Origin of the sequence: Nonomuraea sp. K271 (assembly GCF_009908215.1) — a bacterium.
Classification (GTDB): Bacteria; Actinomycetota; Actinomycetes; order Streptosporangiales; family Streptosporangiaceae; genus Nonomuraea; species Nonomuraea longispora.
Genome location: NZ_JAAAHR010000225.1, coordinates 1 through 12,180, shown reverse-complemented (window position 1 = coordinate 12,180; position 12,180 = coordinate 1). Strand labels below are relative to the sequence as shown.

Below are 12,180 nucleotides of genomic sequence, written 5' to 3'. Positions count from 1 at the left end.
CCCCCGCCACCAGGTGCAGCGCCCTGAGGGGTGTCCTCGGCAGCGCCTGCACGACGAGCCGCCCCACCGTCAGGGCGGCCATGTAGACCGAGGGCGCGACGCTGGCCGTCACCGGGCCGGCGCCGCGGTGCTGCTCAAGCAGCAGCACCGACCACTGCTCGACCGAGTTCTCGATGGTGAGCACGCAGGCGGCCAGCGTGCCGAGCAGCAGCGCGGCTCCTACGAGGCTGCGCCGGGCGGGTCGCGAGGAGGTGTCCGGCAGGCCGCGCCCCAGCGGCAGCGCGAGCAGCGTCAGAGACACGGCGACCACGAGCAGCCCGATCGCCGCCAGCACCGTGCCGGAGCCGACCCCTAGGGAGCGGGCCAGCCCGGTGGCCGGCGCGGCAACGATGACCGCGACGGGGAAGGCGGCGTGCACGGGCTGGAAGAGCCGGCGTCCGCTTTCGCGCTCGGCCCGCCCTGTCGCCAGGTTGAGCGCGACGTCGAGCGCGCCGCTCGACGCGCCGAGCAGCAGGAGCGCCAGCGCGAGCTGCCAGGCCGTGCCGGCCGGCCCGATGCCTGCCACGCTCAGCGCGAACACCACGGTGCACGTCAGCAGAGCGCTACGTTCCCGCCCGCGTGCGAACCTTCCGGCCAGGGCCATCGCGGGCAGCGCCCCGACGGGAACGGCGCTCAGCGCCAGCCCCAGGTCGCCGGCCGACAGGCCCAGCTGCAGCTTGACGGCGGGCAGCAGGGCGGACCACGAACCCCAGAACACACCCCACACCGCGCACACCGCGATCAGCGGCATTCGACCAAGCCCCCTTGAAAATCTGGTCAAGACCCAGTAAAGATCGACGGTGTCCTTATTGCCGCCTGCCGAAGGGACACACGTGCTCATCCGCACGGTCATCGCGGCCGCCCTGGCCGCCGCCGGACTCGCCGCCACCCCCTCCGCCGCGTACGCCGGATCGGCCGCCTACACCCCCGAGCGCGTCTGCGGCCCCGGCTTCCACCGGGTCAAGGACGGCCACCGCACGATGAGGACCCGCGCCGGAGCGGTGTTCGGGCACGTGTACCTGATGTATAGCAAGCGCGGTGGCAAGAACTGCGTCGCCGCGATCAAGACGGCGTACAAGGGGGCCCGCACGGTCACCGGCGCCTACCTCGAGGTCCGGGGCGGCGGCCGAAGCGAGGACGTGCAGAAATACCGCTACTACGCCGAGACGGGCCACATCGACGGGGCCTGGAAGTGCGTGCGCTACTCCGGCTGGACCCGCGACTCCGGCAACCGCGTCGAGGCGTGGGGCGGGCGCAAGTCCTGGGGCAACTGCAAGGGTTAGCCCACGTCGGCCGTGTTTGGGCAGGTCAACGGCCGAGGGTAGTGTGTGGGGCATGCCCCGCCGCGACCTGAGGAAGGCCGGCTGGAGCGACGGCGGCGCCTGTGGTGGCGCGCGACCGGGCCACGGGACGGGCCGCGTTTGAGGCGACCGAGAGCCACGTGCGCGGCCGGATCATCGCCCATTCTCTGTGCGGAAATGCTTTGAGCCGATCAGCGAGCGCCGGATAGGTTGGCGCACGGCGGGCGACAGGCGCCCGGCATGCCGCCGCCCAACGGCGTGGCGCACCGTCGCAGGAGGCAGGACACGCGTTCAGGAAGGGGGACGACCATGAGACGCGTGAGAGTCGTGAGGGCGACCGTCAAACGGCGCCCGCGGCCGGCCGTGGAGCTCGATCTGCGCTCACCCGCGGGTCGCACGCTACCCTACTGATCTGCCCCTTACGCCGAATTTACGGGGGTTTCTGTAGATACATAGATAACAAGCACATCACGGGGGGCTCACGATGACGAGGCTTGTGGTGGTGCCGCCACAGATCGCCAGGCACAAGGTCCGCTACATCCGCACGGCTGACCGCCGCAAGCCACCGGCCGACCCCAAAGTGATCGACCTGCGGGCCTACACCGGCAGAAACGTGATCCGTTTCCCGGGCGGCCCCACCAGCGCCGCCTAGCGGCCTGCGGCGTACAACTTCTCGGCGTAGCTCTCGCCGTAGTAGCGCTCCAGCTCTTCCACGCTCTCCTCGACCACCTGCACGTCCTTGATCAGCCGGGCGTGCGAGGGCAGGACGTCGGGCTGCCAGGTGTCGGGCTTCCACAGCGCGGAACGCATGAACGACTTGGCGCAGTGAAAGAAGATCTGCTCGATCTCCACCACGAGCGCGAGATGCGGCCGGTGGCCCTTGACGATCAGTTCGTCGAAGAACGGAGCCTCACGCACGAGCCTGGCCCGGCCGTTGATGCGCAGGGTCTCGTTGCGGCCGGGGATCAAAAAGATCAACCCCACATGCGGATTCTTCAGGATGTTGCGGAATCCGTCCGCTCGGCGATTCCCCGGGCGGTCAGGGACGGCGATCGTGGTGTCGTCGATGACGTGCACGAACCCGGCGGGGTCGCCCTTGGGCGAGACGTCGCAGGAGCCCTGGTCGTCCGACGTGGCGATCAGGCAGAACGGCGAGGCCGCCAGCCAGTCGCGGTCACGCTGGTGGAGGCGTACGCGCTCCTTGGTCGCGGCCCTCGGCATCACCTCGCCGAGAAGCTCGCGCAGTTCGTCCTCGGACCCGATCTCCGCCCAGCTCATGTGATCTCCCTTCGGGGGTTTTCCCCCATTTTGTCAGGGAACCTTCCCCGCGGCCGGACGGGCGCGCTCCAGGGCCGGGGCCGGCCGTGGTGGGATGCGGGCGACCCCGGCGCGGTGCTGGTTACTCGACGCGCAGCAGGGTCCAGTGGGACGGCTTGCCCTCGTACATCGCGTCGTTGCAGTTGCAGTTGCCGCAGCCAGGGATCATTTCCGGTCCTTTCCTCGCCTTGCCGGATGAGGTCTCGTACCCACCGTGACCGACGCGTACGCTGGCGTGCCTGCCAGACTTACCGACCTCCCGGGCCACACCGCACCCGCCTACCAGCGCCGGGCGTGCGCCATCGCCGCCAGGTACGCATCGCGTTCGGCCGTGAACCTGGCGGGGTCCATGCCCTGCCGTTCGGCCCGCAGGTGCAGCATGGTCAGTTCGGTCGCCGCCTGCTGGTAGTCGCTCATGGCCCGGCCGAGCCCGGCCCTCCTGGCCCACTTGCGCGCCGCCTTACGGCCGGGCAGCGTGCTGAGCATGGTGACGTCCGCCTCGGTGACCAGCCCTGTCTGCCCGTAGCCGGGCAGGTAGGCGCCCATCTTGGCGACGAGGTGACGCCGCTCGGCGACGGTCACGGCGATCAGCGCGACCAGCGCCACCATGATCACGAGGTAGGCCAGGCCGAGCCAGGCCAGCGAACCCGTGGTGGCGGCGCCGTTCCAGAGGCCGTGCAGGAAGACGGCGCCCAGATAGCCCAGCGGGATCGCGGCGTAGCGTCCCGCGGTGCGCCTGGTGAGCGCGTACGCGACCCCCACTCCGATCAACGAGGTGTAGATCGGGTGACCGAGCGGGTCGATCAACCCTCGAACGACGAACAACTGCACCGCGCCGCCTGCGCCCTCCTCCTCGAAGGCCAGCAGGTAGTAGCCGACGTTCTCCACGGCGGCGAAGCCGAGGCCGGCCAGGGAGGCGTACACGATGCCGTCGGTCAGGCCGTCGATCTCCCTGCGCCTGCGCAGGAGCAGGAGCAGCGCCGAACCCTTGAGCGCCTCCTCGATCACGGGGGCCAGCACGACGGCGCCCACGTCGTCGACGACCGCGGAGCCGAACCCGGCTCGGACGAAGAGCTCCTGCCCCAGGACCGTCAGCGCGATGCCCAGGACGACCGCCAGCCCCGCGCCCCACGCGAACGCGAACGCCAGGTTGAGCTTCGGCTCGGGCTCCAGCCGGTCGAGGGAGAGCACCGCGGCCAGCAGGACCGGCAGCGGAGCCACCGCCAGCAGCGCGGCCAGGCCGAAGCCCACGGGACCGCCGGCCACGAGCAGGACCGCCAGCACGAGCAGCGCCAGCACGCCGGAGAGGACCAGGCCGACCAGCAGGGCCTTGCTGGGGCGCTGGGAGAGTGCGCTCTGGGGCGGAGCTGTCATCGTGGTCTCTCACTTCCCGTTCGGTCCGCCCACTATGCGGGCCGCGCATCTACAGGCGCTCAACGGTCACTTGATTCGCGGTAATAGGGGTCTGCCACGACGGGCTCGCCGTCGGTGTACGAATACACCTCCCGGCCGGAAATGAACACCCTCTGCGCCCGGCTCATGACGTCCAGCGGGTCGCCGGACCAGATGACCACGTCGCCGTCCAGCCCGGGGCGCAGGGAGCCCACCCGGTCGTCGATCCCCATGATCCTGGCCGGGTTCACGGTGATCGACCGCAGCGCCTCGGCCGGGTCCATGCCCTCCTTGACCGCGAGCGTGGCCTGGTGCACGAGGAAGTGGATGGGCACGACGGGGTGGTCGGTGGTGATGGCCAGCTCGACGCCCGCCCGCGCCAGGATGCCGGGGTTGCGCAGCGAGCGCTGGCGCAGTTCGACCTTCGACCGGCTGGTGAAAAGCGGGCCGATGATGACCGGAACGTTCCTGGCGGCCAGGGTGTCGGCCAGCAGGTGGCCTTCGGTGCCGTGGTTGATGACGACCCGGTAGCCGAACTCCGCCGACAGCCGCAGCGCCGTGGCGATGTCGTCGGCCCGGTGCGTGTGCTGGCACCAGGGCAGCTCGCCGTCGAGCACGCGGACGAGGACCTCCAGGGTGCCGTCGCGGTCGAACGGCTTGCCCTCCGCCTCGGCCGCCGCCCGCCTGGCCCGGTAGTCCTGCGCCTTCATGAACGCGTCGCGGATCACCGCGGCCACGCCCTGCCGGGTGGAGGGCAGCTTCTTCTGGTCGCCGTAGACGCGCTTGGGGTTCTCGCCGAGTGCGCTCTTGACGCTCACCGGCTCCTTGACCAGCATCTCGTCCGCGCTTCTGCCCCAGCACTTGACGGCGACCGTCTGCCCGCCGATGGGGTTGCCGGAGCCCGGCTTGATCACCGCCGTGGTCACGCCACCCGAGAGCGCGTCGGCGAAGCCCAGGTCAGCGGGGTTGATGGCGTCGAGGGCGCGCAGGCGGGCGCCGTTGGGGTCGGTCATCTCGTTGGTGTCCTGACCGGCCCAGCCCTCCGCCTCCTCGTACACGCCCAGGTGGCCGTGGGCCTCGACGAAGCCGGGCAGGACCCAGCCGCCGCCCGCGTCGACGACGGGCATGCCCTCCGGCACGGCCACGCCACGGCCGACCGCGGTGATCTTCCCGTCCTCGATGAGCACGGTGCCGCCGTCGATGGGATCTCCGTCGACCGGCACGACATATCCGCTGGTGATAGCAAGTTTCATGAGCTGTAACTTACAGGCGAGCGGGTAGGGTGCCCGAATGACGATCTCCGATCTTTACAGACGGTGGCTGCTCGAGATGTGGAACGGCGACTTCGAGCTCGCCCACGAGCTCGTCACTCCCGGCTTCACCGGCCACTGGCCCGGCATGGAGGTGTCCGGTCCCGGCGAGCTGGTCGAGGTGCTGAAGCAGGGGTACGCCCCCTTCGACGACGTCCGGGTCACACTGGACGTCGGCCCGATACCCGACGGCGACCTCGTGGCGGCCAGGTGGACCTTCAACGGCTCCTACCGGGGCGGCCTGCCCGGTGCGACCGTCCCCGAGGGGACGAGGGTGGCCTTCGGCGGGCACGACATCCTGCGAGCCGAGAGAGACAGGTTCGCCGAGTACTGGGTGATCTCGGATGCCCAGACGTTCAGCAGGGAACTGGGGATAGGCTGACATATCTCTTTATGTCGGCGTCTGCGGTACGTACGGGATGGTGCATGTCACAGGAGTACGCGCCCGAGGCGGGCCCGCCGCCCCGCTCGCTGAGCGACGACGAGCTGTCCCGCCTGCTGAGCAAGCAGCGCTTCGGAGCGCTGGCCACCAACAAGGGCAGCGGCCACTCCCACATGTCCACCGTCCGGTACACGTGGGATCCCCAGCAGCGCGTCGTACGCATTCCCACCATGGCCGACCGGCTCAAGGTCAGGCAGCTGCACAAGGACCCGCGCGGCGCCCTCTACGTGGCCGACGACGACTTCACGTCCTACGCCGTGGCCGAGGGCCAGGCGGAGGTGTCGCCGGTGAGCACCGAGCCGGGCGACGAGGTGGGCCTGGAACTGCTGGCCATGCAGCACCATGTCGACGACGCCACCGCCTTCCTGCGCCGGATGGCGGACGACGGGCGGCTGGTGATCAGGCTCAGGGTGTCACAGCTGTACGGGACCGCTCTGGCCAGGCCCGCCGGATAGCGCGGCGCCGGTTGTAGGCCACCGACACGATCACGACGATGACGAGCACCAGGTCCACAGCCGCCGACCAGCGCATGGCCGCGATCTCGCGCCCGCCCTCCGCGACGGCGAAGAAGACCGCGCCGATCACGGCGACACCGCCCGCGCCCGCGAACTGCTGGGCGGTGCTCAGCACACCCGAACCGATGCCGGCCTGGTGCGGCTCGACCTCGACCAGCGCGGCCCCGATGAGCTGCGGCAGCACCAGGCCGTTGCCGGCGCCGACCAGCATGAGCGCGGCGAGCACGTACGGCAGCCCCTGACCCACGCCCGCGAGGAGCAGGCCCAGCCCGGTCACGACGACCACGCCGCCCGCGAGGACCACGATCAGCCCGTGTCTCCTGACCAGCCGGGCCCCGAGCAGCGAGGTGATCGTGAACATCGCCCCCATCGGCGCGAACACCAGCCCCGCCTGGAACGCTGTGAGCCCCAGCCCGATCTGCAGCAGCAGCGTCAGCGTGAACATGAACGAGGCGAAGTACGCCATGAACGCGACGATCGACCCGACGCCCGCCAGGTAGGAGTGCACCCTGAGCAGCGCCAGGTCGAGCACCGGCTGCCCGCCGCGCGCCCCGAGCGCCCGCAACCAGCTCCAGGTCAGCGCAAACACGGGGACGCTCGCCACCATGCACGCCCACGTCCAGACGGGCCAGCCCAGGCTGTTGCCAAGGCCCAGCGGCACCAGCAGCAACCCCACCCCGGCCGCCAGCCCCGCCGCGCCCGGCACGTCGAGCTTGGAGCGGCGGGCCGTCTCCACCTCCGGCAGCAGCCGCCAGGCCAGCGGGACGACGACCAGGCCGACCGGCATGTTGATGAGGAAGACCGCCCGCCAGCCGAGCCCCAGCACGTCGGCCGTCAGCAGCAGGCCGCCCAGCACCTGGCCGGCGATCGAGCCGAGGCCGCCGGTCGCGCCGTACCAGCCGATGGCGCGTGCCCGCTCCCCCGGCGGATAGACGGCGGAAATCGTGGCCAGCACCTGCGGCACCATGGCGGCGCCCGCGAGGCCCTGCAGCAGGCGGGCGGCGACGAGCTGGGACGGGCTCTGCGCGATCCCGCCCAGCACCGACGCCACCGTGAACGCGGCCACGCCCCAGACGAACACGCGCCGGTAACCGTAGCGGTCGCCGAGCCGCCCGCCGGTGATCATCCCAGCCGCGTACGTGAAGGCGTAGCCGGCCACGATCAGCTCCAGGGCCGCGGGCCCGGCGTGCAGGTTGTGTTCGAGAGAAGGGGCGGCCACGTTCACCACGAAGAAGTCGAACTGCGCCATGAACCAAGCCGACAGAAGAACGGCCAACGCCCCGCGATAATGCACATTTCAGGTTAAAGGGTCGTGAACGTCGACCCTCCGTCAGGTCCGCGTGTCGGATGCTCACCGTCCGGGCACCGCGAGGCTACTCTGCACTCAACTGCCAGTCATGCGATCTTGTGACCGTCGAGTCGTAGGCCTCTCCCCAGAAGTGGAGACCCATGTCCAGACGACTCGCCCTCATCATCGCGACCACCCTCGCCGTCCTGACCGCGCTCACCGGCCCCGCCACCGCGGCGGCCGCCCGGCCGGTCGTCAACGTCGCCCACCGAGGCGCCTCCGCGTACGCCCCCGAGAACACGATCACCGCCTTCGAGCTCGCCGGCGACCAGCGGGCCGACATGTTCGAGCTGGACGTCCAGGAGACCAAGGACCACCAGCTCGTTCTCATGCACGACACCACCCTGACCCGCACCACCGACGCCGAAAAGGTCTTCCCCGGCCTGTCGCCGTGGAACGTCGGCGACCTCACCCTCGCCCAAATCCGCAAGCTCGACGCCGGCTCGTGGTTCTCCGGCGGGCACGCGGGCGAACCGGTGCCCACCCTCGGCGAGGCACTGCGCACGATGAGCGGCTCGCGCATGGGCCTCCTCCTTGAGGTCAAGGCCCCCGACCGGTATCCCGGCATCGAAACCCGCATCGCCGCCGAGCTGCGGCGCAACCCTCGCTGGCTGTCACCCGGGCGGCTGGTCGTGCAGTCGTTCGACTGGGAGTCGATGCGCAGGTTCCACCGGCTCATGCCCGGCGTGCCGATCGGGCTGCTCGGCACGCCGGCGACCGCCGAACTGCCGTCACTGGCCGAGTTCGCCGACCAGATCAACCCGCCGTACACCACACTCACATCCGCGTACGTACGGCGTGTGCACGGGCTCGGCATGGAGGTCCTCACGTACACGGTGGACGATCCGGACGACATGCGCCGGATGATGTCCTACCAGGTGGACGGCATCATCACCAACAGACCCGACGTGCTACGCGGCCTGACCGACGCCTGACGGCCGGGCAGCCACCTCCGGGACCCCGGAGCATGGGTCAGCCTGCGAGATGGGTCCCGGCCAGGCGGTCGAGGATCTCGTCGAGGATGGGTTCGGTGGTGGCGAAGTTGAGGCGTACGTGGCCGGCGCCGCCGGGGCCGAAGTCCGCGCCGTCGTTCAGCCGTACTCTCGCCTCGCGCTCGAAGACCTCGGCCAGGCCGGGCCTGCCGACGCGCAGCCAGGCCAGGTACGTCGCCTCCGGCACCCGGTAGCCGAACGTGCCCGGCAGGCGGGCGGCGATCGTGCGCCGGTTGCGGTCGAGCAGGGCGAGGGTGCGTTCCAGCCAGGCGTCCCCGTGCCGCCATGCCGCGACGGTCGCCTCGACGCCGAACACGTTCGCGGAGCCGTACACGAAGGGTGGCTGCGACTCCAGAGCCTCGCGGACGCCCGGGTGGCCGAGGTGGGCGACCGAGCAGCGGATGCCGCCCAGGTTGAACGCCTTCGTCGCGGACGTGAGGGTGACGGTGCGCTCGGGGAGGATCGTGGCGAACGGGATGTGGCGGTGCGGTTCGTACACGAGGTCGGCGTGGATCTCGTCGGCGAGGACCAGCAGGTCGTGGCGCTCGGCGTGCTCGGCCAGCTCGGTCAGCTCGTCGTGGGTGAAGGCCCTGCCGGTCGGGTTGTGCGGGTTGACCAGGAGGAGCACCCGGCAGCCGGTCAGGTCGGGCACCTCGAAACGCCACGAGCCGCCGTCGGGCTCCATCTGGATGGGGCGGAGCGGGCGCTCCATGACCTCCAGCGTCGACAGGAACGGGTGGTAGGCGGGAGTGTGCACCGCGACGCCGTCGCCGGGCTCGGTGCAGATGTGGAGGAGCACCTGGAGTGCCTGGTTCAGGTCGTTGAAGGAGCGTACGAGCGCGGGGTCGGCCGCCCAGCCGTACTTGCCCGCCATGCGCTCGGCGAACGCCTCGGCCAGCGGCCCCGCGCAGGGATCGGTCAGCCAGGCCGGATAGCCGAGGTCGCCGTCCGCCCGTCGCCGCAGCGCCTCGACCACCTCGGCGGCGGTGGGCAGATCCATGTCGGCGATCCAGGCGGGGATCACGCCCGGTTCAACCGCTGCCCATTTCAGGCCATCGTGTGCGACTTTGAGCCCTTCGGGGGTATATGCGTAATCCACCCACCCATTTTAGGATTCTCGAATGTTGATGAGGTGCTGCCGCCGGTTGTGGCAGGCTGGGCGGCCATGATGCCCCACTCGAAGGTCGACGCCATCGTCGAGACCTACCTGTCGATCGCCGACGCGGAGGCTCCCGGCTTGGTGGAGGGGCTTTATCTCGAGGGCTCGGCCGCCCTGGGCGACTACCGGCCGGGCACGAGCGACGTGGACTTCATCGCCGTCACGGCCGCCGCCCCGCCGGAAGACGTACTGGAGCGCATCCACACCCGGCTCGGCGCCCACCCCTTCGACGGGGTGTACCTCACCTGGGACGACCTGCGCCGGGGCCCTAACGGCCTGGGCACTCGCCCGCAGGCGCAGCACGGCAGGCTCAATCGCCCGGGCGAGCTCACCCCGGTCACCTGGCACACAATGGCGGAGCACGGACTGACCTGCCGGGGGCCCAAGCCAGACGAGTTCGACATCTGGAACGATCCTGACGCGCTGGCCGCCTGGACCGACGACAACCTCGACCGCTACTGGCGGCGCCTGGCGAGCCGGGCCTCCCACCTGGCCACGCCCTGGGGCCTGACCAGCCTGGGCGGCTACGGCACACTGTGGATCGTCACGGGCGTCGCCCGACTGCACTACACGCTGGCGACGGGCGACATCACCTCCAAGACGGAGGCCGGGCGTTACGCGCTGGAGGCGTTCCCCGAGCGCTGGCACCGCGTGGTGAACGAGGCGCTGCGGGTGCGCGAGGAGGACAGCGCCGCGCCGACGCTCGGCAGCCTGGCCTCGGGACTGAGCGACCATTTCGGCACCCCGCGGCAGTCGCTCTACGGCTCACCGTTCGAACGCAGGAAGGACGTGCTCGGCTTCGCCGACCAGGCCATCACGTCCGCACACGCGTTGTACGCCAACCGCTGACGGACGACCACGCTCGTGGACGCAGGTGTGGTGCCGGCATCGCGTATCGATCGCACACGCCGGCCCCGCAGGGGTGACCGGCCGAGGCACGCCGGCCCCGAACGCATGGTGTACGCAAGTCCACGGGCGGCCACCCGGCCGATCGGGAGGCGCCCGGTGTTGAGGACCGCGGATGTGGGTGGGCTGCTGACTCGCCGGCGGCGTGGATGGGGCCGTCGCGCGAGCCGCGGGGGCGATGTGCGGTGTCGTACCCCATGGCATGTGTGTGGCGCGCGCCGTCATCGCGGCGCGTGCGGTCGGACGCGCGCCCTGGTCACCCCGTCGCGCTACAGCCGCCGCAGGACCGCCACGACCTTGCCCAGGACGCTTGCTTCGTCACCGGGAATGGGCTCGTAGTTGGGGTTGTGGGGGACGAGCCAGACGTGACCGTCCTTGCGCTTGAAGGTCTTGACGGTGGCCTCGCCCTCGATCATCGCAGCCACGATGTCGCCGCTCTCCGCCACCGGCTGCTGGCGGACGACGACCCAGTCTCCGTCGGCGATGGCCGCCTCGATCATCGAGTCACCGGTGACCTGGAGGAGGAAGAGGGTGCCCTCACCGACCAGCTGCTTGGGCAGGGCGAAGACGTCTTCGACGCTCTCTTCGGCAAGGATCGGGCCACCCGCGGCGATGCGGCCCACGAGGGGCACGTAGGCGGCCGTGGGACGGCTCACTGTGGACTCGACGTCGGGGGCGGCGTCGGGGTCGACCCACATCACGGGCTCGCCGGGCAGCCGCACCTCAAGCGCGCGAGGGCGGTGGGGGTCACGCCTCAGGTAGCCCTTGCGCTGCAACGCCGTCAACTGGTGAGACACGCTGGAGGTGCTGGTCAGCTGCACTGCCTCGCCGATCTCACGCATGGAGGGCGGGTATCCGCGTTGCTGCACCGAGTCGCGGATCACTTCGAGGATCTTGCGCTGCCTCGGCGTCAGGCCCAGGGAATCTCGCCGTCGCACCGCGAGGTCGCTGACCCCGTTTGCGTCATCCCGCTCGGTCATGCTCTTCCTCCTCGCCTGGCGGCCCGCCTCACCGGCGAACCTCCCAGTCCGTGGTCCTGTTGTCGCACACAGCGACCGTATCTCTGTTGAAGATCATCTTCAAACAATTGTTCGAGTCTTCCTCGAAAAAGTCGCGTGCGTGGTGTACAACATCGTACGGGAGTTCGATCGACATCGTGTTCGATTTGCTGATCTTATTTGGCCTTTTCTTCGGGCCGCATGGCAGGAGGTCATCCATGCGAACACCCACGAACATGGACACGACCAGCGAAGACGTCAACCAACTCACACTCATCGCCGATGCCACGCGCAGTGAGGTTCGACGGGGAGACAATACGCGGGCACAGCCCGTCGCCAGCGGTAATTCCGGCAAGAGGTTGGGGCCCCGTTCGAATAACAGAGGAAGATCCCATTTGCGCCTCGTCCCGCCACCCCGCGCGGGCCGCGACACCGTGCCACCGTCCCGGCCCACCCCGATC

14 protein-coding genes are annotated in these 12,180 nt (G+C 70.1%); 6 read left to right on the top strand and 8 right to left on the bottom strand.

All coding sequences use genetic code 11. The annotated features are described in order from the left end of the window. The coding region (locus tag GUY59_RS42905; RefSeq protein ID WP_161715008.1) for an MFS transporter at positions 1 to 790 on the bottom strand (790 nt) is incomplete at its 3' end. Between the two features lie 82 nt (positions 791 to 872). Here GUY59_RS42905 and GUY59_RS42900 point away from each other — a divergent pair. Next, entirely contained in the window at positions 873 to 1,322 is a 450-nt protein-coding gene (locus GUY59_RS42900; protein ID WP_138207793.1) for a hypothetical protein, read from the top strand. A 502-nt stretch (positions 1,323 to 1,824) separates the two neighbouring features. Then, complete coding sequence (locus tag GUY59_RS42895) at positions 1,825 to 1,992, top strand: hypothetical protein (RefSeq protein ID WP_161715007.1); 168 nt, start codon at positions 1,825 to 1,827, stop codon at positions 1,990 to 1,992. On the opposite strand, the gene GUY59_RS42890 is transcribed toward GUY59_RS42895, so the two are convergent. The 3 genes from GUY59_RS42890 to GUY59_RS42880 form a co-directional block, all read right to left on the bottom strand. Next, complete coding sequence (locus GUY59_RS42890) at positions 1,989 to 2,618, bottom strand: pyridoxamine 5'-phosphate oxidase family protein (protein WP_138207795.1); 630 nt, start codon at positions 2,616 to 2,618, stop codon at positions 1,989 to 1,991. The genes GUY59_RS42895 and GUY59_RS42890 overlap by 4 nt on opposite strands. A gap of 318 nt (positions 2,619 to 2,936) precedes the next feature. Continuing rightward, complete coding sequence (locus tag GUY59_RS42885) at positions 2,937 to 4,031, bottom strand: PrsW family intramembrane metalloprotease (protein WP_138207797.1); 1,095 nt, start codon at positions 4,029 to 4,031, stop codon at positions 2,937 to 2,939. A 59-nt stretch (positions 4,032 to 4,090) separates the two neighbouring features. After that, the gene (locus GUY59_RS42880; protein ID WP_132340416.1) at positions 4,091 to 5,302 is read right to left on the bottom strand and encodes an amidohydrolase; all 1,212 of its coding nucleotides are present in this window, start codon (positions 5,300 to 5,302) and stop codon (positions 4,091 to 4,093) included. A gap of 37 nt (positions 5,303 to 5,339) precedes the next feature. Here GUY59_RS42880 and GUY59_RS42875 point away from each other — a divergent pair, with 37 nt between their 5' ends. Then, the gene (locus GUY59_RS42875) at positions 5,340 to 5,741 is read left to right on the top strand and encodes an ester cyclase (protein ID WP_138207799.1); all 402 of its coding nucleotides are present in this window, start codon (positions 5,340 to 5,342) and stop codon (positions 5,739 to 5,741) included. A 44-nt stretch (positions 5,742 to 5,785) separates the two neighbouring features. Further along, positions 5,786 to 6,256 carry a pyridoxamine 5'-phosphate oxidase family protein gene (locus GUY59_RS42870; protein ID WP_138207801.1) on the top strand — a complete coding sequence of 157 codons (471 nt, stop codon included), beginning with the start codon at positions 5,786 to 5,788 and terminating at the stop codon, positions 6,254 to 6,256. On the opposite strand, the gene GUY59_RS42865 is transcribed toward GUY59_RS42870, so the two are convergent. Next, positions 6,207 to 7,565, bottom strand: a complete 1,359-nt coding sequence (locus GUY59_RS42865) for an MFS transporter (RefSeq protein WP_138207803.1) — start codon at positions 7,563 to 7,565, stop codon at positions 6,207 to 6,209. The genes GUY59_RS42870 and GUY59_RS42865 overlap by 50 nt on opposite strands. A 200-nt stretch (positions 7,566 to 7,765) precedes the next feature. Here GUY59_RS42865 and GUY59_RS42860 point away from each other — a divergent pair, with 200 nt between their 5' ends. Then, complete coding sequence (locus tag GUY59_RS42860; protein ID WP_138207805.1) at positions 7,766 to 8,599, top strand: glycerophosphodiester phosphodiesterase; 834 nt, start codon at positions 7,766 to 7,768, stop codon at positions 8,597 to 8,599. A gap of 37 nt (positions 8,600 to 8,636) precedes the next feature. Here the strand turns inward: GUY59_RS42860 and GUY59_RS42855 are convergent, their stop codons facing one another. After that, positions 8,637 to 9,656, bottom strand: a complete 1,020-nt coding sequence (locus tag GUY59_RS42855) for a MalY/PatB family protein (RefSeq protein WP_138207807.1) — start codon at positions 9,654 to 9,656, stop codon at positions 8,637 to 8,639. 165 nt (positions 9,657 to 9,821) lie between these two features. On the opposite strand from GUY59_RS42855, the gene GUY59_RS42850 reads away from it, so the two are divergent. Beyond that, on the top strand, positions 9,822 to 10,664 hold the full coding sequence (locus GUY59_RS42850; RefSeq protein ID WP_138207809.1) for a nucleotidyltransferase domain-containing protein: 843 nt from the start codon (positions 9,822 to 9,824) through the stop codon (positions 10,662 to 10,664). A 326-nt stretch (positions 10,665 to 10,990) separates the two neighbouring features. Here GUY59_RS42850 and lexA read toward each other — a convergent pair whose 3' ends face one another. Both lexA and GUY59_RS49565 read right to left on the bottom strand, forming a co-directional pair. Continuing rightward, positions 10,991 to 11,701: a transcriptional repressor LexA gene (lexA, locus tag GUY59_RS42845; protein ID WP_132340401.1), complete on the bottom strand. Its 711-nt coding sequence runs from the start codon at positions 11,699 to 11,701 to the stop codon at positions 10,991 to 10,993. A 28-nt stretch (positions 11,702 to 11,729) separates the two neighbouring features. Then, a partial coding sequence (locus GUY59_RS49565; protein WP_236668058.1) for a hypothetical protein occupies positions 11,730 to 12,180 on the bottom strand: 451 nt, incomplete at its 5' end.